Below are 19,602 nucleotides of genomic sequence, written 5' to 3' on the forward strand. Positions count from 1 at the left end.
GCGTCCCCAGGGTGGGCGCGAGCCTGCGCTGATGAGCATCGGGGAGGTGCTGGCCCATCTGCGCACCGAGTTCCCCGACACCACGATCTCGAAGTTGCGGTTCCTGGAGGCGGAGGGGCTGGTCGATCCTCAGCGCACCGCCTCCGGGTACCGCAAGTACTCGTGGAACGACGTCGCGCGGCTGCGGTTCGTGCTGACCGCGCAGCGCGATCAGTACCTTCCGCTGCGGGTGATCCGGGAGCAGCTCGACCGGATGGAGGCCGAGCCGGCGCCGCCGTCGCGGCCCAACCTGGTCGCGGTGGGCGCGGAGAAGGCGGCCGATCCGTCCGACACCCGGGTCCCCCGGGAGGATGTGATCGAACGCACGGGCGCCACGGCCGAGCTGCTCGACGAGCTCGAGCGGATGGGCCTGGTCACGGCGCGGCCGCCGGGATGGTACGACGGCGACGCCGTGGTCATCGTGGAGGCCGTGGTGGGGCTTCAGAAGTACGGCCTGGAGGTGCGCCATCTGCGCGGGTTCCGGGCCGCCGCCGACCGCGAGGTCGGCTTGTTCACGCAGCTCCTGGCGCCCCTGGTGCGCCAGAGCGACCCGGCGGCACGTGCGCGCTCGCAGGAGACCGCGCGGGATCTGCAGGCGCTCTCGCAGCGTCTGCACGCCGCTCTGGTGCGCGCGGGGCTGCGGGGAGAACTGGGACGCTGACGCCGGTTCTTCAAACCGCGAGGTGGGTATGCCGCACTCGTGGGATCCGGACGGTGTGCGTGTACCGTGCAGGATAGGGGCGGCCGTTGCGGGGGCGGCGCAGAAACAAGACGACACGGAGGCGGGCGGTGCGCGAGCTGAGCGTGGTCGGAGTTCGGGTGGAGCTCCCCAGCAACCAGCCGATCGTCCTGCTGCGGGAGGTCGACGGCGATCGGTACCTGCCGATCTGGATCGGTGCCGTCGAGGCAACGGCGATCGCGTACGAGCAGCAGGGCGTCAAGCCCGCTCGCCCGCTGACCCACGATCTCCTGCGTGACATCCTGGCCGCCGTCGAGGCGCCGCTGACCGCGGTCGAGATCACCGAGCTCAAGGACAACGTCTTCTACGCCGATCTGCTGATCGGCGACGGGCTGCGGGTCTCGGCCCGGCCGAGCGACTCGATCGCGCTGGCGCTGCGGGTGGGCGCGCCGATCCGGTGCGCCGACGAGGTGCTGACCGAGGCCGGCATCGTCATCCCGGACGAGCAGGAGGACGAGGTCGAGAAGTTCCGCGAGTTCCTCGACCAGGTCCGTCCCGAAGACTTCGCCGGCTGAGCAAGGCCGAGCAAGGCTAAGCAGGACCGGGCGAGGCCGAAGCGGGTGGAAAACGCACCCGAAGCGGTTGAAGATCGATACTTACCTCGCTCGGACGCGGCGTGTCGTGGCGTTACCTACCTGTTTCCGCGTCGCCTGAGATATACGCTCGTGAAGTCCAGGTGAAGCGGCGGCACCGCGCAGCGGGGAGGTGGTCGCGTGCACGAGCAGCCTCTTGAACATCAAGAAGGGCCCCTCGTCGGCGAGGACGGCTCAGTGGGATATCGCGGGGTGACGGCGTGCCAGGCGGTCGGCATCAGCTACCGCCAGTTGGACTACTGGGCGCGGACGACGCTGGTGGTCCCGAGCATCCGCGACGCGGAGGGCTCCGGCACACAACGGCTCTACTCGTTCCGTGACCTGGTGGTTCTCAAGGTCGTCAAGCGCCTGCTCGACGCGGGTGTCTCGCTGCAGAACATCCGCCGGGCGATCGAGACGCTGCGCTCGCGCGGTGTGGAGGACCTGGCCGGCATCACGCTGATCTCCGACGGCACGACCGTGTACGAGTGCCGGTCGCCGGAGGAGGTCGTCGACCTGTTGCAGGGCGGTCAGGGCGTGTTCGGCATCGCGATCGGCGGTGCCTTCAAGGAGATTCAGGGCTCGCTGCTCAACCTGCCCGCGGAGCCGGCCGTGCCGCAGCCGGTCGGTCCCGCTCCGGAGCCGGCCGCCGGTGACGAGCTGGCCGCCCGCCGGGCCCGCCGCCGCGCCGGCTGATCTTGCCACCTTGGCAAAGGATCTTGGCTGAAGGCGCGGGAACACCGCACGCTCGGACCATGAGCATCGAAGCTGAATGGGACGCCCGGTACGCCGAGAGCGACCGGGTCTGGAGCGGCAACCCCAACGTGGTCGTCGTCCGCGAGGTCAGTGACCTGCCGCCGGGCCGCGCCCTCGATCTGGGCTGCGGCGAGGGCGGCGACGCCATCTGGCTGGCCCGGCGGGGCTGGCAGGTGACAGCGGTCGACGTTTCCGGCGTCGCTCTCGAACGGGCCGCCTCGCACGCGGGTGACCTGGTCATCGACTGGCAGCGCCGCGACCTCGCCCAGGATTTCCCGCCCGGCGAGTACGACCTGGTCAGCTGCCAGTTCCTCTACCACTGGGGCGAGTTCGACCGGGCCGGCGTGCTGCGCCGCGCGGCCGCCGCCGTGGCGCCGGGCGGCATCCTGCTGATCGAGGGCCACATGGACGACCCCACGCACCGGCACACCGACCTGGTCCTGGAGACGCCGGCCGAGATCATCGCGCTGCTCGGGCTGGGCGACGGCTGGGAGACGCTGGTGTCCGAGGAGCATCCCCGCGAGCACAACGGCATGATCCGCACCGACAGCACGGTCAAACTCCGCCGCAGCGCTTGACCCTCACACCGTGTCAGGCGCTTCGATGGGCGCATGACCGACAGAGAGACCGTCGCCGAGATCACGCGCTTTCTTCAGGAGCACTACATCCACGAGGCGTGGGCCGACCAGTACGGAGTGGACGTCGGCCCCGACCCGGACTCGCTGCACGTGCGGCGTCCCGGCGACCTGCTGGCCCTGGCGAAACCGGGGGAGAAGGTGGCGACCATGTGCCAGGGGTACTCGGAGATGCTGGCCTCGCTGCTGCGCGAGCGGGGCATCGAGGCCCAGGCGCGGTGCGGCTTCGCCACGTACTTCCAGAAGGGCTGGTACGAGGACCACTGGATCGTCGAGTACGGGGACGGGAAGTGGGCCGACGCGCAGATCGACGACCTTCAGCGGGGCGTTCTCGGCATCGACTTCGACACGCTCGATCTGCCGCCGGGCGCCTTCGTGACCGGGCCGGAGGCCTGGCAACTGGTGCGGGCGGGGAAGGCCGACCCGGACACGTTCGGCCACGACGAGGAGTTCAAGGGCGACTGGTTCGTGGCCGGGGACGTCCTCAAGGACCTCGTGGCCCGGCAGGGGGTCGCGACCCTGCCGTGGGACGCGTGGGATCCGATGCCGGGTCCGGGGGAGGAGATCGACGTCGACCTGTTCGACGGTCTTGCGGCGGGGACGCGCGTGGCCTCCGTACCGGCGAAGGTCTTGAACAAGCGTCGTGGCCGTTTCGAGGATCTGTAGCGGGTCCGCCGCGTACCGTCAGGTCATGATCCCGCAGCACTATCCCCTCTACCTCCGGGAGACCGGGGACACGCCCGCCAACGACAAGATCTGGCTGGTCGTGGGCTGGCTGCCGGACAAGGTGTCGAACCTTCCCCGGCAGCCGGTGGCCCTGCTCTGCGACGCCGACGTGGAGGAGCCGCGGGTGCTGGAGCTGACCGGAACCTTCCGGGTGATCGGGACGAACCGCCACTGAGAGACGCACGTAATGTGCCCGTGACATGACCTCCAGTGTCTTCTATGCTTCCTCTTGGCTTGGCATTCACTGCCGCTAGGGGGAGGCGTCGTGCAGCAGACACCCTTGGATGAGATCCGCCGGACGCCGATCGACCGCATCGACCATAAGCAGGCCGCCTCGGTGGTGCGCCGCATTCTTCGCCGCTCGGTGTTCTGACCCTCCGGCGTGATCAACGAGCGTCCGGCCCCGGTCGCGGGTGACCTCGGCGCGCTGCCGGCCGACGTCTTCGACCGGATAGCCGCCGGGTACGGCGACGCCGCGGCCGTCGGTGTGCTCGCCGAGGCCGAGCTGGCCGTCAACCGGGCCCTGGTCAGCGAGATCCTGGGCGAGACGGCGGCCGGCAGTGAGCTGCTGGCCGAGCTCGAGCGGGCCGCCCCGGCCGCCTTCGACGCCGTGCTGGGCCATCCCTTCGTGCGCTCCTGGGCCGTCGCCTGCCTCGAGGGCAAGGACGCCGAGCCCGACCGGGCGGCGGCGATCGCGGCGGCCGTGGCCATCCGGTCCGGCGCCCACGCCGACGTGCAGGTGCACGCCCACGACGGCCTGATCCACCTGCCGACGGTCGGTGTGTTCGCGGCGCCGGCCGAGCAGGTCCGGGTCACGGTGAGCCGGTCGTCGGTGGTGCTGCGCTGGCCGGGTGGCCGGGCCGAGCTGCCGTCCTCCGGTGGCAAGGAGATTCCGGGCTGGCACGCCTGCCGGTGGGTTTCCCTCGACGGTGTACGGGTTCTGCTCGACGACGCCGACCCGTACCGCGACCGCCTCGAGTTCGCCGAGGCGGCCTGGCTGGACGCCGACGGTGAACGGGACTGGGCGGCCCGGCTGGCCGCGATCTGGGAGCGGGTCGCGGCCGACGCCCCGGCCCAGCTCGACGGCCTGCGCGGCGGGCTGCGCGCGATCGTCCCGCTGGCCGCCGCTCCTGACGGCACCGCCCGCGGCGCGACCTCGCGGCACGCGTTCGGCGCGGTCGGTCTCTCGCCCGCCGCCGACCCGGCCGAAGCGGCGGTGCTGCTCGTGCGCGAGTTCCAGCTGACCAAGCTCGGCGCCGTCCTCGACCTGATCGACCTGGTGCCCGACGACGCCGTGGCCGAGCGGCTGCCGGTGGGCTGGCGCGACGACCCGCGCCCGGTCGAGGCGGTGCTGCGCGGCGCGTACGCCCACCTGGCGGTGGCCGACATCTGGCGGCACCGCAGCGAGGCCGTCGGTGACCCGGCCGGCCGTGGCCTCTACCGCCGCTACCGCGACTGGACCACCGAGGCGATCGACGGCCTGCTCACCGGCGACCGGCTCACCGAGGCCGGCGCCCGCTTCGCCCAGCGCATGGCCGGCACCGTGCGCGGGTGGTCCTATTGACGGCCGTGTTCCACGCGCCGATCCGCAACGTGCGGTTCACCGGCCGCGACGCCGCCCTGCTCGGCCTGCGCGAGAAGCTGCTGTCCGGCGACACCCCGGTCGTGCTGCAGGGCATGGGCGGGATCGGCAAGACCCAGATCGCGATGGAGTACGCCCACAGGTTCCGCACCGACTACGACCTGGTCTGGTGGATCGACGCCGATCCGGCCGTCTTCGTCGACACCGCCCTGGCCGACCTGGCCCACGAGCTGGGCGTGCCGGCGGCCGACGGCATCGCCGGCCGGGCCCGCGCGGTGCTGGCCGCGCTGAGCCGGGGCGTGGCGCCGCGCTGGCTGATCGTCTTCGACAACGCGGAGAACATCGACGTCGTCAGCCGCTTCCTGCCCGGTCCCGGCGGGCACGTCATCGTCACGTCCCGCGATCCCGGCTGGGCCGATCTGGCGCGGGCCGTTCCGGTGGACGGCTTCGAGCGCGCGGAGAGCGTCGCCCACCTGCGCGAGCGGGTGCCCGCGATGAGCGAGGCGGACGCCGCCCGGCTGGCCGAGGCGCTCGGTGAACTGCCGATCGCGGTCGCCGCGGCCGGCGCCTGGCTGGCCGACACCGGCCAGACGGCCGGCGACTACCTCGGTCAGGTCGGCCAGTTCCACCTGGCGCGCGTCGAAGCGGTGTGGGAGCTGTCGCTGGCGCGGTTGCGGGAACGGTCGGCGGCGGCGTACCGGCTGCTGGAACTCTGCTCGATGATGACGTCGCACATCGCCCTGGACCTGATCTACAGCGACGCCATGGCCGGGCAACTGGACCCGCCGGAATCCGTGCCGGCCCTGGTTCAGCAGATCAACCGGCTGGCTCTCTTGAAGATCGACGACGGTCAGATCTTCCTGCACCGGCTCCTGCAGCAGGTGGTGCGCGAGCGGATGAGCCCGCAGGAGCAGGAGACCGCCCGGCACCAGGTGCATCGCGTGCTGGCCGCGGCCCGCCCCGCCGGCGAGGTCGACGATCCGGCCACCTGGCCCGCGTTCGGCCACATCTGGCCCCATCTGGAGGTGACCGGGGCGGCCGAGTGCCGCGACGAGCCGGTCCGGCAACTGATCATCGATCGTCTGCGGTACGTGTGGCTCAGCGGCGGCTTCGACGACGGCCGGCGGATGGGTGAGGAGTTCGCCGCCCGCTGGGAGCGGCACCGCCAGGCCCGCCCGGGCGACGGCCCGCTGGAGCGGCAGCTGCTGCACCTGCGGTTCACGTTGGCCAACATCCTCAGCGACCAGGCCGCGTTCGCCGAGGCCCGCGCCCTCGACGAGGCCGTCCTGGCCCGGCAACGGGAACTGCTCGGCGAGCATCACCCGCACACGCTGATGACCGCGAACGGGCTCGGCCGCGACCTGCGCGCGCTCGGCCTCTACGACGAGGCCCTGAAACGCGACCAGGGCACGTACGCCGCCTGGTCCGCGACCTTCGGCGACGACCACCCGCGGACCATGTCGGCGCTGAACAACCTGGCCGTCTCCGAGCGCCTGGCCGGCCGGGCCCGCGAGGCGGCCGGCCACGAGCGGGCGGTGTACGAGCGGTGTTCGCTGGTGCTGGGCCCGCGACACGCGCTCACCCTGATCGCCGGCAACAACCTCGGCCGTGACCTGCGCGAGGCCGGCGAGTACGAGGCGTCGATCGCCCTGCTGACCGATGTCCTCGGCCGGCACCGGGAGACGGGCACACCGCGCACGTACAGCACCATGGCCAATCTGGCCGTCTCCGAGCGCAGCGCCGGCCACGTGATCGAGGCCGCCGCCCACCTGGACGCCGCGTACGCTCACCTGGCCGAACTGCTCGGCCCGGGCAGTCCCGAGACCCTGGCCTGCCGGCTGAGCCGCGCGGTCGGCCTGCTGGAGCCGGGCGAGCTGGCCGAGGTCGAGGCCGCCTATCGCCGCAGCCTGGGCGACACCCACCCGTACACCATCACCTGCCGCAACAACCGCGCCGCGGCCGCCCGCGCCGACGGCGATCTCAGCACCGCGCGCCGGCTCGCCGAGCAGGCCGCGCAGGAGTTCGCCGTGCGCCTCGGCGAGGGACACCCCTCGACCCTGGCCGCCCGGACCAACGTGGCCATCCTCGAGGCCGAGACCGGTGCGGTCGGCGACGCCCGGGCCGTCATCGAACCGGTCGTGGCCGCCCTCGACGCGCTGCTCGGCCCCGAACACCCGGACGCGATCCGTGCCGCCGCCGACCTGGCCCTCATGGGCGGCGCCGACGGCGACGCCGAGATCCGGCTGACCGCGGCCCTGGGCGGCACCCACCCGGCCGTGCGCGCGTTCCGCGAGGGCCGGTATCTGCACCGGACCCTGGATCCGCACCCCTTCTAGGGCTGGTAGCGGTATCCCATGCCCGGCTCGGTGATCAGGTGGCGGGGGCGGGTCGGGTCGTCCTCGAGCTTGCGGCGCAGCCGGGCCATGTACTGGCGCAGATAGTTGGTCTCGGTGCCGTACTGCGGGCCCCACACGTCGTGCAGCAGGCTGCGCTGGGTGATCAGCTTGCCCGGGTTGCGCAGCAGCCTCTCCAGGAGCTGCCACTCGGTCGGGGTGAGCCGCTGCTCCGGGGTGATCGTGTGGTCGGCCAGATCGATCGTGTACCGGCCCAGGGTGACGGTGGCCGGGCCGCTGCCCTCGGCCGTGTGCGCGCGGCGGGTCACGGCCCGGATGCGGGCCAGCAGCTCGTCCACGCTGAACGGCTTGGTCACGTAGTCGTCGGCGCCGGCGTCGAGGGCGGCCACCTTGTCGGTGCCCTCGGCCCGGCCGGACAGCACGATGATCGGCACCGTCGTCCAGCCGCGCAGGCCGCGGATCACCTCGGCCCCGTCCATGTCGGGCAGGCCCAGGTCGAGCACGACCAGGTCGGGCGGGTGGGCGGCGGCCGCCTTGAGCGCGCCGGCGCCGTCGGGGGCGACGTCGACGTCGTACTGCCGCGCCCTGAGGTTGATCCGCAGGGCCCGCACGATCTGCGGATCGTCGTCGACCACCAGGATGCGCGTCATGACGGGCTCATCGGCAGGGTGAGGACCATGGTGAGGCCGCCTCCGGGTGTGTCCTCGGGGGTCAGGGTGCCGCCCATCGCCTCGGTCAGGCCGCGGGACAGGGCCAGGCCGAGACCGACACCGGTGTGGTTGTCGCGGTCGCCGAGCCGCTGGAAGGGCAGGAAGACGCGGTCGCGGTCGGCAGCCGGGATGCCCGGGCCGTGGTCGATGACGCGCAGCTCGACCCGCCCGTCCGCGACCTGCCCGGTGATCGTGGGTGGGCGGCCGGCCGGCGAGTAGCGCAGGGCGTTGCCGGCCACGTTGACCAGCACCCGGTCGAGCAGGCCGGGGTCGGCGCGCACCGCCGGCAGATCGTCCGGCAGTTGTACGGCGACGCGCCGCCCGGCCGGGCCGAGCTCGTCCAGCGCGCGTGGCACCACGTCCTCGAGGCCGACGTCGGCCGGAACCATGCCGAGCGTCCCGGCCTGCAGACGGCTCATGTCGAGCAGGTTCGACACGAGCGCGGCGAGCCGGTCGAGGGACTCGTCCGCGGTGACCAGCAGCTCGTGCCGGTCGGCGGCGTCGAACTCGACCTCCTCGCTGAGCAGCCCCGCCACCGACGCCTTGGCCGAGGCCAGCGGCGTGCGCAGGTCGTGGCCGACCGCGGCCAGCAGGGCGGTGCGGACCCGGTCGCCCTCGGCCGCGATCGCCAGGCGCTGCTGGCGCAGGGCGACCGCGGCCTGGGCGGCGAAGGCCCGCACGACCTGCCGTTCGCCCGGCTCGGGAACCCGCCCGCGCAGCACCAGCGTCAGCGAGCCGTCGACCGGGATGGCGATGTCGCCGTCGGTGACCGGCCCGCCGGCGCTCGCCACCGGCGTGCCGCCTTCGAGCAGGGTCGCCGATTCCAGGCCGAACTGCTCCTTCAGCTGATCGAGAAGCCCCTGCAGCGGGTCGGCGCCGGTCAGCACGCCGCCGGCCACCGCGGCCAGGGTGCGCGCCTCGGCCGCGGCCCGGTCGGCCTGCCGGGTGCGCCGAGCGGCCAGGTCGACCACCCACGACACGCTGGAGGCGACCCCGGCGAACACCAGCAGCGCCAGCAGCCCCTCGGGGGAGTTGACGTGCAGCGAGTGCAGCGGGGCCGTGAAGTAGAAGTTGAGCAGCAGGAAGCCGGTCAGCGCGGCCAGCAACGCCGGCCACAGCCCGCCGAGCAGGGCCACGGCCACCACGGCGCCGACCAGGATCAGCACCACGTCCGGCAGGGCGAGGTCCGTTCCGTACGCGATCAGGGTGATCAATGGCACCCCGGCCACCGCGGCGGCGAACCCCCCGATCAGCCGGCGCCGCGACAGCATCAATGCGGGCCGACGGCCGTGATCACGATCGCCGCCGCGCCGGTCTCGTCCGAGGCGGCCAGGTCGATCGTGGCGTCGATGCCCCAGTCGTGATCGCCCTCGGGGTCCTCGAACACCTGCCGAACGTTCCAGGCGGTGGAGGTCTGCTCGATGTGCAGGAACGCCGGGCCGCGGGCGGCCGGCCCGGTGCCGATCTCGTCGTACTCGTCGAAGTAGTCCTCGATGGCGTCCTGCCAGCGCTGCGCGGTCCAGCCGTGCTCGCCGTCCATCTCGCCCAGCATGTCCCAGCGGCGCAGGGCGGCCAGCTCGACCCGGCGGAACATGGCGTTGCGCACCAGCACCCGGAACGCGCGGGTGTTGCGCGTGACCGCGGGCGGCTTGTCGTCGAGGCGTACCTCTTCGATGTCGAAGTTGGGGTTCCGAAGCCTCTCCCACTCGTCGAGCAGGCTGGAGTCGACCTGCCGGACCAGCTCGCCCAGCCACTCGATCAGGTCGGTGAGCTCCTCGGTGCGCCGGTCCTCGGGCACCGTCTGGCGCAGCGCCCGGAACGCGTCGGCCAGGTAGCGCAGCACGATCCCCTCGGAGCGCGACAGGCCGTAGAACGACACGTACTCGGTGAAGGTCATCGCCCGCTCGTACATGTCACGCACGACGCTCTTGGGCTTGAGCTCGTAGTCGGCCACCCACGGATGCCCGCGGCGGTACGTCTCGTACGCGGCCTCCAGCAGCTCCAGCAGCGGCCGCGGATGGGTGACGTCCTCGAGCAGGGTCATCCGTTCCTCGTACTCGATGCCCTCGGACTTCATGGCGTTGACGGCCTCGCCGCGGGCCTTCTGCCGCTGCGCGGACAGCACCTGCCGCGGGTCTTCGAGGGTCGACTCGATCACCGAGACGACGTCGAGCGCGTACGACGGGTCCTCCGGGTCGAGCAGCTCCAGGCTGGCCAGCGCGAACGGCGACAGGGCCTGGTTGAGCGCGAAGTCCAGTTGAAGATCTTCGGTCAGCCGGTACGTCCCCTCGGGCGTCCGCTCGATGACCCCGCCGGCCAGCAGCGCCCGGGCGATCGCGATGGCCCGCCGGATGTGCCTGCGCTGGGCGGCCGGCTCCTCGTGGTTCTCGGTCAGCAGATGCCGCATGGCCACGAACGGGTCGCCGCCGCGCGAGATCACGTTGAGCAGCATCGCGTGCGACACCTGGAACGAGCTGTTCAGCGGCTCCGGCTCGGCCGCGACCAGCCGGTCGAAGGTGGGCTGACCCCAGCCGATGGTGCCCTCCGGCGGCTTCTTGCGCACGACCTTGCGGCGCTTCTTCGGGTCGTCGCCCGCCTTGGCCAGGGCCCGCTCGTTGTCGATGACATGCTCGGGGGCCTGCACGATGACCGTGCCCAGGGTGTCGAACCCGGCCCGGCCCGCCCGCCCGGCGATCTGGTGGAACTCGCGGGCCTTGAGCAGCCGGGTCTTGACCCCGTCGTACTTCGACAGGCCGGTGAACAGCACCGTGCGGATCGGCACGTTGATGCCGACGCCGAGCGTGTCCGTCCCGCAGATCACCTTGAGCAGCCCGGCCTGGGCCAGGGTCTCCACCAGGCGCCGGTATTTCGGCAGCATGCCGGCGTGGTGCACGCCGATGCCGTGCCGGACCAGCCGGGACAGCGTGCGGCCGAAGCCCGCGGCGAAGCGGAAGTTCCCGATCGCCGCGGCGATCTTGTCCTTCTCCTCGCGGGTCGCCATGTTGATGCTCATCAGCGACTGCGCCCGCTCCAGGGCGGCGGCCTGGGTGAAGTGCACGATGTAGACCGGCGCCTGCTTGGTCTGCAGGAGCTCCTCGATCGTCTCGTGCAGCGGCGTCATCGCGTACGAGAAAAGCAGCGGAACCGGACGCTCGACGCTGGAGACCACCGCGGTCGGCCGCCCGGTGCGCTGGCTGAGGTCGTCGACGAAGCGGGTGGTGTCGCCCAGCGTGGCCGACATGAGGATGAACTGCGCCTGCGGCAGCTCGATCAGCGGCACCTGCCAGGCCCAGCCCCGGTCGGGCTCGCTGTAGAAGTGGAACTCGTCCATGACGACCTGGCCGACGTCGGCGTCCGCGCCCTCGCGCAGGGCCAGGTTGGCCAGCACCTCGGCCGTGCAGCAGATGATCGGGGCGTCGGCGTTCACGCTGGCGTCGCCGGTGAGCATGCCGACGTTGTGCGCCCCGAAGATCGCGCACAGGGCGAAGAACTTCTCGCTGACCAGGGCCTTGATCGGCGCGGTGTAGAAGGTGGTGCGCCCGTCGGCGAGCGCCACGAAGTGCGCGCCGGTGGCGACGAGGCTCTTACCGGAGCCGGTGGGGGTGTTCAGGATGACGTTCGCCCCCGTGGCGACCTCGATGAGCGCCTCTTCCTGGTGGGTGTAGAGGGCCAGGCCCTGCTCGGTCGCCCACTTCTGGAAAGCGTCGAAGACGGCGTCGGGCTCGTTGGTGCCGGGAAGGCGATCGGTCAGCGTCATGATCTGGCAATCATATTTGCTACCTGCGCGGCCACTCCGCGAGGCGCTGCCGCAACGCTGTGATTTCCGCCGGGCCCAGCCCGTAGAGTGCGAACCTCGCGTCGTCCAGCCGATCGAGATAGCGCCCGGCGTCCGCGATGTCGTCCGGGTCGAGCGCCGGATCAGCGTTGCGTGCCAGCTCCATGATCTCGGGCAGGGAATAGCGCTCCAGGGCGGCCGCCACGTCGATGTAGTCCCTGACTTCACGCCGGTTGACCAGGGCGGCCACCTTCGTCGCCACAAGATCGTCCAGGTGCATGACCGGGCCGAGCTCCATGACGACCGGGGTTTTCTGACGATCCAGTCGGCACAAAGTCAGGCGGAGCGCCTTGTGTTCGTCTGCGACCAGAAATTCCTGGATATCGGCGGACATGCCCTCGAAGAGCTCGTCGCCTTCCTCGGCCACCACGCGGAGGCCGGCTTTCCGGAGCGCCGCGGTCACCTCGCCCGCCGCGGCGGCCACGCCGCCGGGCGCGTCGGTGAACAGGTCGACATCCTCGGTGGGGCGGGCCACCAGGCCGTTGACCAGCCAGGCGACACCGCCCCCGAGAACGAAACCGTGCTTGGTGGCGACCGCGAGCGCTATCCGCGCGACGTCACGGTAGAAGTCGTCGACGCTCGCCACCGGGGTAGATTATCCGCCCACGCGTTGCAGCACGAACCGCTGGGCCACGGTGTTGTACTTGCGCGTGTAGCCCAGATGCGTGGCCAGGCTCGCCCCGCGCGCGCAGAAATTGTCACCGGTGTCGCAGTAGGACTGGAAGTTCGCCGCGAACCCGTCCAGCGCCGCGTCGTTGCCCCGCGCGAACAGCCCGTTGGTGCGGCTCGTGCCCGCGTTGAACGACTTGCCGGCCACATAGCGCGGATCACCCATCAGGATCACCGCCGTGACCTTGGCCGCCAGCTGCGCGTTCAGCGGCTGGTTGGGTGTCGACACGGCTTGGCGCCCGCTGCCGGCGAGCACGTCGCCGATCACGTGCGCGCCCTGCGAATAGCCCATCAGCACCAGCTTCGTGTCCGGGCATTGCGCCGCCTTGGCCGTGATCTGCCCGGTCAGCGCCCGCACACCCGCCGAGACGCTCGGCCCGTACGGGTTCAGCACCGCCGGATAGTCGGTCGCCTCGGTGCTCACCGTCTGCCGGCTCGCCCGCTGCACGCCGCTGACCAGCGAGCCGATGATGCCCGCGCCCGGCCGCTCGGTCGACGCCCGCGTGGCGATGATGTGCACCGCCGCGCAATTCGCCGCCTTCGTCCCGGAGGTCGTCCCACCGAAGGCCTGCGGTGCGACGAGGAGCCCGCCCGCGACCAGCGCCGCGCCCGCCCCGATCGTGGCGATCTTCGCCTTGTTCCCGCTTCTGCGCATCTTGCCGCCCCTTCCGCCAAAAAAGCACTGCGAGTGCAGATAGCTGCCCGGTGATACGCAGCGTGTCCGCCCGACGGTTCAATACATCGAAAAACGTCGAGTTACTCACTCCGGGTGACGTTGAAGGTTCAAGAAGAAGAGGTACGAATCCCGCCCGGCGACCGGGGAGCTCAGCGCGGCCTGCGTCGTGGCCGGGGCCGTCCGGCGCCTTTCGCGCGTAGCGGGGGCCGAACTCCCGCGCGACCGTCTTCCGGATTCCAGGCGGGCCGATGAGGTCGAGGCCCGCCGGCGCTACCGACCGGATCAAGCGGACGAGCACGCGGCAGCAGTGGCGCTGTTGGCGGCCCGGCGGCCGGTGGTGCCCAGCGCGCTCCTCGGCCTGGAGTCCGCCGAGACCGGCGACCTCAGCGTGCACCGTGCTGGACCTCACGCGGCCACGAGGCCCTTCTTGTCGCCACTGCCATGCCGATCTCGGGCGGCGCGGCGCTCGAGATCGGCATCGCCGAGCTCGTGTTGCCGGCCACGGCCTTCTTGGGTCCGCGGTCGCCTGGGCGGAGTGTGCAGTCACAACCCTGTCCGGTCCGCCGCGACGAGATCCGCGGGCCACGGGCGGTCCTCACCGTGCTGGGCCACCCGGAAGCCGTCACCGGCCCGGCCTTCGTGGGGATCGCGGTGCTGTGGGTCGCGTTGTCCGCGCTCGGAGGCGGCTGACGCCGTCTCAGCCGGCCCATGACGGGCGCCAGGCCGGCTCGGGTGCCGGGGCGAGGGCCTTGAGGTGGTCGATGACGGCGCGCAGTCCCGGGTGGGGCTTGGTGGCGGGGATCAGCAGCGAGAGTGGGTAGACCAGGGCCGGGCCGGTGATCGGGATGCGGCGCAGGTCGTGGGTGGTGGGCCACAGGTAGCGGTCGCGGGAGCCGACGAGGGTGGCCACGTCGGGCGAGTCGGCCAGGGTGTCCAGCAGGACCTCGTTGCCGAAGTTGGGGCCGGTGGCGTCGACGGACAGGTCGAAGGCGGTGGCCAGCTCGTCGTAGAAGACCGACCACTCGCTGCGGGCGACGATGCCGGGCACCCAGAGGCGCAGGCCGCGCAGCTGGGACGGCGTCACGGAACGGGCGGCGGCCAGCGGATGGGCCGGGCCGGTCAGCAACTCCAGCGGAGAATCGAAGGCCGGGATCATTCGTACGTCGGCGGGCAGCGCCGACCGGTCGGGGACGGCGCGGAACGAGGCGTCGACGTCGCCGGAGCGGACGGCGGCCGCGGCCACCAGCGGGTCGTCGACGCGCAAGGTCACCACGTCGAGGTCGGTGCCGGGGTGCGAGCGCCAATAGTCGTGCAGCACCACGGCCTGGGCGGTGCGCAGGCCCAGCACGTCGACGCGCAGGGCCCGGGAACCGGGGCGGACGGCGGTCACCGCCCGGTCGGCGCCGGCCACGACGCCCCGGGCGTGGGGGAGGAAGGCCTGCCCGTCCAGGGTGAGCTCGACGCCGCGGGCGGTGCGGGTGAACAGGCGGACCTCCAGTTCGCGTTCCAGGGTGGCGATCCGCTTGGAGACGGCCTGTTGCGTGACGCCCAGCTCCTCGGCGGCGTGCTGGAGCTGGCGGAGCTCGGCCGCCCGTACGAACGAGCGCAGTGCCTCGGTGTCCATGGGGCGCAGCCTAACCCCGTACAACTGAAGGTTGTGGCTCGCCGATCTTCAGTTGTTTGATCGAGAACGCCGGGTGCCGGTCTGATGCGGCGCATGCGCACTCTCGACCGGTTGTGGCTCGCCTATGCCGTCAGCACCTATGGCACGTGGATCGCGTTCGGGGCGTTCCCGCTGATCGCGGTTCAGGTGTTGCACGTGCCGACTTTCGCGGTATCGCTGCTGGATGCGGTAGGGCTCGCGGTGGCGGCGATCCTCGCGCTGCCGCTCGGGGCGTGGGCCGGCCGGCGCCGCAAACGGCCGGTGATGATCGCGATGGACGTGGCCCGGTTCGTGGCGGTGGCCAGCGTGCCCCTCGCGTACGTCCTGAGACTTCTCTCCTATGCCCAACTGATGGTTGTGTCAGTGGTGTCCGGAACCGCGGGGATCGCCTTCTCGGCCGCGTCCGGCGCCTATCTCAAGCACCTCGTGCGCGGCGAACGGCTGCTGGCCGCCAACGGCCGCTTCGAAAGCACGAGCTGGGTGGCGACGGCGGCCGGACCGCCCCTGGGTGGCGCGCTCGTGGGGCTGCTCGGTCCGGTCGTCACGGTGGCCGCCGACGCGTTCAGTTACCTGCTGTCGGCGCTCGGGCTGATGCGCATCCGCGGTGACGACGTCGTTTCGCCCGGGCGGCGTCGCGACGGGTGGCGCTTCGTGGTCGAGGATCGCGTGCTCGTACGGCTGTTCCTCAACTCGGTCCTGGTCAGCGGCCTGATCATGGCGACCGTGCCGTTGCTGGCCGTCCTGCTGCTCGGGGAATATCACTTCCCGGCCTGGCAGTACGGGCTCGCGTTCGGCCTGCCGGCGCTGGGTGGCTTCGTGGGTGCCCGGCTGTCCGTACGCCTGGTCAAGCGTTTCGGCCGGCAGCGGGTCATGATCGTCTCGGGGTGGCTGCGCTCGGTGTTCCCGCTCGGTCTCGCGCTCAGTCATCCCGGCTTCTCCGGCTTTCTCACGGTGATCGCCGTCGAGGCTCTGCTGATCACGGCGATGGGCGTGTTCAACCCGATCCACGCCACCGAGCGCCTCGAACGGATCCCGGCCGGGCAGGCCGCCCAGATCCTGAGCACCTGGAGCGTGATCGGCAAGCTGGTGCAGGCCACCCTGATGGTGATCTGGGGAGTGCTGGCCACCGTGACCGGCACGCTCACCGCGATCACGATCTCGGGCGTCCTGCTGCTGGCCACCCCGCTCCTGCTGCCGCGGCGGCTCTCGTAGGGTGGGACGCATGGCCTGGTGGTGGCAGACCCTGATCGGCGTCGCCGTGGCGCTGGTGCTGGTCTGGGCGGTGCTGCTGATCGCCCTGCTGGCCGCGAAGCCCGAGAAGGGCCAGCTCAAAGAGGCGCTGCGGCTGCTGCCCGACCTGCTGCGGCTGCTTCGCCGGCTGGCCGGTGACCGCACGCTGCCGCGCGGCGTGCGGATCCGCCTCGGCCTGCTGCTGGCCTATCTGGCCGTGCCGTTCGACCTGATTCCCGACTTCATCCCGGTCCTCGGCTACGCCGACGACGCGATCATCGTGACCGCTGTGCTGCGTTCCACCGTCCGCCGGGCCGGCCTGGAGGCCGTCCGCCGCCACTGGCCCGGCACCGACGACGGCTTCGCCGCCCTGACCCGCCTGACCGGCCTCCACCGCGGCTCGTCCCTATAAGCCCCCGGCGAGGATCCACAGGCCGAGGCCGATCAGGACGATCGGCAGCACGACGTGGCCCCAGCGGCTCAGCGCCCGGGCGATCACCGGGCGGGTGGCGAAGAACCGGCCCGCCGCCACCCAGACGGCCACCAGCACGAGGAACACCACGACGTAGACGGTCATCCCGGCCGCGCCGGCGGTGGCGAACACCGGGACGTACACCCCGATGTTGTCACCGCCGTTGGCGAACGTCACCGCGGCCACCTCGAGACTCCTCGGGCCACCGCTCCTCTCGCCCTCCTCCTCCTCCTGCTCGTCGTCGCGGTGGCGCCAGGCCTGCACGGCGCCCTTGATGCCGAGCGCGAGCGGCAGCAGCCCGAGGTAGGGCAGGGCGGCCTCGGGCAGGAACGTCGCCCCGAACGCGGCGGCCGCCGCGACCGCGAGGATGCCGGCGAAGCCGAGGTACTGCCCGGCCGCGATGGTGCGGGTCAGATGCCGGCGGCCGGCGCCCTGGGCGAAGAACAGCGCCAGGATCAGGATGTCGTCGATGTTGGTGACCGCGAACAGGACGACGGCCTGACCGATGAGCATTCCAGGGATCTTAGGGTGCCTCGTGGAACGCCAGGTTGGTCTGCCCGATGCCGACCGGGGAGCCGGCCGACCAGCCGCCGTCGACCACGAACTCGGAGCCGGTCGAATAGCCGGCCTCGTCGGACGCCACGAACAGCACCATCCGGGTGACCTCCTCGGGGGCGGCCATCCGGTCCAGGGCGACCTTGCCGTGCACGACCTCGTCGCCGAGCGGACCGAGGATGGGCGTGCGGATGTAGCCGGGGTGCACCGAGTTGACCCGGATGCCGTGCGACGCGACCTCCATGGCGACGGCCTTGGTGAAACCGCGGACGGCGAACTTGCTGGTCGTGTAGTCGGCCGCGTTCGGCGTGCCGATCAGGCCGGCGAATGAGGAGATGTTGACGATGGCGCCGCCGCCGGCCGCCTTCATGCCGGGGATGACCGCCCGGGTGCCGAGGAAGACGCCGTCGAGGTTGACCGCGAGCAGCCGCCGCCAGTCCTCGAGGGTCTCGTCCTCGACGAAGGCGCCCTTGCCGCCGATCCCGGCGTTGTTGATGAGTACGGCCGGCGCGCCGAACACGGCGTTGGTCTCCTCGATCAGCCGCGCCCACTGCTGCTCGTCGGTGACGTCGAGGTGCCGGTAGATCGCGGCGTCCCCGAGCTCCTTGGCGAGCGCCTCGCCCTCGGCGTCGAGCACGTCGGCGATGACGACGCGCGCGCCCTCGGCCACGAAGCTCCGCGAGTGCGTGGCGCCCATCCCGCGGGCGCCGCCGGTGACGATGACGGTCTTGCCGTCGAACCTGGCCATGGTTGCCTCCCCTTGCCGGCCCGGCGGCCGGCTCCGGTTCGAGCATACGCGCTATCTGACAAGTGTCAGATAGCGCGTCACGGCTATAGTTCCGCGAATGGACCCGCGCTTTCGACGATCGCGGGAAGCCCTCCGCGCCGCCGTCTACCGGCTGGCCGGGCAGCGGCCGATCACCGAGGTCACCGTCACCGAGCTGTGCCACGAGGCCGGCGTCACCCGCGACACCTTCTACCGGCACGCGGCGTCCCCGGTCGAGCTGCTGGCGGCGGTCCTGCGCGAAGAGCTGGAGTCGATCGCCGCCAGCCATCCCGACCTGGCCGGCGGTCTGCACGCCGACTCGGGCATGCGGGCCGGCGTGCACTCGCTGTGCGCGCACGTGGCCGAGCACGCGGCGGTCTACCGCAACGCGGCCCGCCCGCACCTGCTGCCGCCGCTGCGCGAAAACCTGGAGGTCGTGGTCCGGGAGTCGCTGGAGGCACACGCCCGCGCCTACCCGGAGATCCTCCCGCCGGGCACCGACTCGCCGGACGACATCCGGGTCCTGGCCGCCTACGCCGCGTCGGGCACGGCGGGGGCGGTCGAGGCCTGGCTCCCCACCGATCCCCTGGACGTGGCCCGCGGTGAGCGCCTGATCATCGCGGCCTCACCCGCGTTCTGGCACGGCCCCGACACCACACCTCGCTAGTCTTCGGGCATGACGACGGCCGGACGCGCGCGGCACACGTGGCTGTTCACGGCCGGCGCGGACGTGGATCAGATCGCGGGGGAGTCGCTCCGGCACACCGACTCGCCGATTGCGGCGATCAAGGCGGGATGGGGCTTGGCGACGCGAAGTGGGTCGTGCACTGGAACCTGAGGCCGGAAGGCCGCGCGGCCGCGGAGGAACTCTGGTCGGACCTGTGGAACGGACTCGTCCAGCTCCGGAGTGGAACCGGCGCGGAACGACAAGATTGAGACCCGGCTCCCGCTGTGGGGAGATTGTCGGCGGGCGTACCGGCCGACAACGGACCGGCCTACACTGCGAAGTCGCCTACACCGCGAAGTCGCCGAAAACACGGAATCGCGGAACAGCCGGAATCGCGGAGCCGTCGGAACCCGGAGCAGCGGAGGCCGAGCCACATCAACGAGGCTCAGACGCCCGGCTGCTGCAAGGCCGGCCGGCCTCGCGCAAGGCGCGACCTGCTGATGAGCTGAGCTCAGCGAGTGAAAGCGCTCGCCGCGAGCCGGTCGGCGGCTCGGCGGGCGGCGGCCAGGCGCAGGTGGGGGTGGCGGGTCTCCCAGGCGGCGCGGACGGCTCGGGGGAGGTTCAGGTCGGGCCAGACGCGGATCAGGGTGGGGCCGTCGAGGTAGGCGCGCAGCTCGGTGAGGCGGATGGCCTCGCGCAGGACGTTCTCGTACATCCAAGTAAGCATGGTCGGCTCGGACAGGTCGAACGCGCGCTGCGGCCCCCACCACAGGCGCAGCGGCAACTCGACCAGGCCGGCGGTGGGGCCGCGCAGCTCGCCGAGGGTGCCCGCCACGACGACCGGCCGGTGGGGCCGGGCCAGGTGGACCGGGGCAAGGGTGGCGCTCATGCCGATCAGCGTAAACCGACGATGCCTCCGAAACGTAATTCCTAGTGTCCTAGGAAGCGCTAAAGGC

The 19,602-nt window shown here is 71.7% G+C and carries 21 protein-coding genes; 12 read left to right on the forward strand and 9 right to left on the reverse strand.

All coding sequences use genetic code 11. From position 1 onward, the window contains the following. Positions 1–31 precede the first annotated feature (31 nt). From ftsR to fxsT, 8 genes are all read left to right on the forward strand, one after another. A complete protein-coding gene (ftsR, locus tag CRP55_RS18205) occupies positions 32–700 on the forward strand; it encodes a transcriptional regulator FtsR (RefSeq protein WP_097321282.1) in 669 nt (222 codons plus the stop codon). A 128-nt stretch (positions 701–828) separates the two neighbouring features. Next, entirely contained in the window at positions 829–1,293 is a 465-nt protein-coding gene (locus CRP55_RS18210; protein WP_097321283.1) for a bifunctional nuclease family protein, read from the forward strand. 198 nt (positions 1,294–1,491) lie between these two features. Beyond that, positions 1,492–2,046 carry a MerR family transcriptional regulator gene (locus CRP55_RS18215; protein WP_097321284.1) on the forward strand — a complete coding sequence of 185 codons (555 nt, stop codon included), beginning with the start codon at positions 1,492–1,494 and terminating at the stop codon, positions 2,044–2,046. 59 nt (positions 2,047–2,105) lie between these two features. Next, a complete protein-coding gene (locus CRP55_RS18220; protein WP_097321285.1) occupies positions 2,106–2,684 on the forward strand; it encodes a class I SAM-dependent methyltransferase in 579 nt (192 codons plus the stop codon). A 33-nt stretch (positions 2,685–2,717) separates the two neighbouring features. Next, positions 2,718–3,407 (forward strand): hypothetical protein, encoded by a 690-nt coding sequence (locus tag CRP55_RS18225; protein ID WP_097321286.1) that lies wholly within the window; start codon positions 2,718–2,720, stop codon positions 3,405–3,407. A 25-nt stretch (positions 3,408–3,432) separates the two neighbouring features. Beyond that, positions 3,433–3,642, forward strand: coding sequence for a hypothetical protein (locus CRP55_RS18230; RefSeq protein ID WP_097321287.1), 210 nt, complete (start codon positions 3,433–3,435; stop codon positions 3,640–3,642). 207 nt (positions 3,643–3,849) lie between these two features. Then, complete coding sequence (locus tag CRP55_RS18235; RefSeq protein ID WP_097321288.1) at positions 3,850–5,031, forward strand: aKG-HExxH-type peptide beta-hydroxylase; 1,182 nt, start codon at positions 3,850–3,852, stop codon at positions 5,029–5,031. Beyond that, entirely contained in the window at positions 5,019–7,385 is a 2,367-nt protein-coding gene (gene fxsT, locus CRP55_RS18240) for an FxSxx-COOH system tetratricopeptide repeat protein (protein WP_245923125.1), read from the forward strand. Before CRP55_RS18235 ends, fxsT begins: the two co-directional genes overlap by 13 nt. Here fxsT and CRP55_RS18245 read toward each other — a convergent pair. The 5 genes from CRP55_RS18245 to CRP55_RS18265 are packed head-to-tail and all read right to left on the reverse strand — an operon-like array spanning position 7,382 to position 13,272. After that, positions 7,382–8,053 carry a response regulator gene (locus CRP55_RS18245; protein WP_097321290.1) on the reverse strand — a complete coding sequence of 224 codons (672 nt, stop codon included), beginning with the start codon at positions 8,051–8,053 and terminating at the stop codon, positions 7,382–7,384. The genes fxsT and CRP55_RS18245 overlap by 4 nt on opposite strands. Next, positions 8,050–9,384: a sensor histidine kinase gene (locus CRP55_RS18250; protein WP_097321291.1), complete on the reverse strand. Its 1,335-nt coding sequence runs from the start codon at positions 9,382–9,384 to the stop codon at positions 8,050–8,052. Before CRP55_RS18250 ends, CRP55_RS18245 begins: the two co-directional genes overlap by 4 nt. Further along, positions 9,384–11,870: a DEAD/DEAH box helicase gene (locus CRP55_RS18255; protein ID WP_097321292.1), complete on the reverse strand. Its 2,487-nt coding sequence runs from the start codon at positions 11,868–11,870 to the stop codon at positions 9,384–9,386. Before CRP55_RS18255 ends, CRP55_RS18250 begins: the two co-directional genes overlap by 1 nt. A 19-nt stretch (positions 11,871–11,889) precedes the next feature. Then, positions 11,890–12,534: a nucleotidyl transferase AbiEii/AbiGii toxin family protein gene (locus CRP55_RS18260; RefSeq protein WP_097321293.1), complete on the reverse strand. Its 645-nt coding sequence runs from the start codon at positions 12,532–12,534 to the stop codon at positions 11,890–11,892. A 9-nt stretch (positions 12,535–12,543) separates the two neighbouring features. Beyond that, positions 12,544–13,272 carry a cutinase family protein gene (locus CRP55_RS18265; RefSeq protein WP_097321294.1) on the reverse strand — a complete coding sequence of 243 codons (729 nt, stop codon included), beginning with the start codon at positions 13,270–13,272 and terminating at the stop codon, positions 12,544–12,546. Positions 13,273–13,734: 462 nt separating this feature from the next. Between CRP55_RS18265 and CRP55_RS18270 the strand changes: the two genes are divergently transcribed. Further along, positions 13,735–13,983 carry a hypothetical protein gene (locus CRP55_RS18270; protein ID WP_097321295.1) on the forward strand — a complete coding sequence of 83 codons (249 nt, stop codon included), beginning with the start codon at positions 13,735–13,737 and terminating at the stop codon, positions 13,981–13,983. Between the two features lie 7 nt (positions 13,984–13,990). Here CRP55_RS18270 and CRP55_RS18275 read toward each other — a convergent pair whose 3' ends face one another. Continuing rightward, the gene (locus CRP55_RS18275; RefSeq protein WP_097321296.1) at positions 13,991–14,917 is read right to left on the reverse strand and encodes a LysR family transcriptional regulator; all 927 of its coding nucleotides are present in this window, start codon (positions 14,915–14,917) and stop codon (positions 13,991–13,993) included. A gap of 93 nt (positions 14,918–15,010) precedes the next feature. On the opposite strand from CRP55_RS18275, the gene CRP55_RS18280 reads away from it, so the two are divergent. Both CRP55_RS18280 and CRP55_RS18285 read left to right on the forward strand, forming a co-directional pair. Beyond that, positions 15,011–16,168, forward strand: a complete 1,158-nt coding sequence (locus CRP55_RS18280; protein WP_245923127.1) for an MFS transporter — start codon at positions 15,011–15,013, stop codon at positions 16,166–16,168. 10 nt (positions 16,169–16,178) lie between these two features. Then, complete coding sequence (locus CRP55_RS18285) at positions 16,179–16,598, forward strand: YkvA family protein (RefSeq protein ID WP_097321298.1); 420 nt, start codon at positions 16,179–16,181, stop codon at positions 16,596–16,598. Here the strand turns inward: CRP55_RS18285 and CRP55_RS18290 are convergent. Both CRP55_RS18290 and CRP55_RS18295 read right to left on the reverse strand, forming a co-directional pair. After that, complete coding sequence (locus CRP55_RS18290; RefSeq protein ID WP_218854617.1) at positions 16,593–17,171, reverse strand: cadmium resistance transporter; 579 nt, start codon at positions 17,169–17,171, stop codon at positions 16,593–16,595. The genes CRP55_RS18285 and CRP55_RS18290 overlap by 6 nt on opposite strands. Positions 17,172–17,181: 10 nt before the next feature. Next, positions 17,182–17,961, reverse strand: coding sequence for a glucose 1-dehydrogenase (locus CRP55_RS18295; RefSeq protein ID WP_097321300.1), 780 nt, complete (start codon positions 17,959–17,961; stop codon positions 17,182–17,184). 97 nt (positions 17,962–18,058) lie between these two features. On the opposite strand from CRP55_RS18295, the gene CRP55_RS18300 reads away from it, so the two are divergent. Then, entirely contained in the window at positions 18,059–18,646 is a 588-nt protein-coding gene (locus tag CRP55_RS18300; protein WP_097321301.1) for a TetR/AcrR family transcriptional regulator, read from the forward strand. A 511-nt stretch (positions 18,647–19,157) separates the two neighbouring features. Here the strand turns inward: CRP55_RS18300 and CRP55_RS18305 are convergent. After that, complete coding sequence (locus CRP55_RS18305) at positions 19,158–19,535, reverse strand: hypothetical protein (RefSeq protein ID WP_097321302.1); 378 nt, start codon at positions 19,533–19,535, stop codon at positions 19,158–19,160. Between the last annotated feature and the right edge of the window lie 67 nt (positions 19,536–19,602).

The organism is Paractinoplanes atraurantiacus (genome assembly GCF_900215205.1).
Classification (GTDB): Bacteria; Actinomycetota; Actinomycetes; order Mycobacteriales; family Micromonosporaceae; genus Actinoplanes; species Actinoplanes atraurantiacus.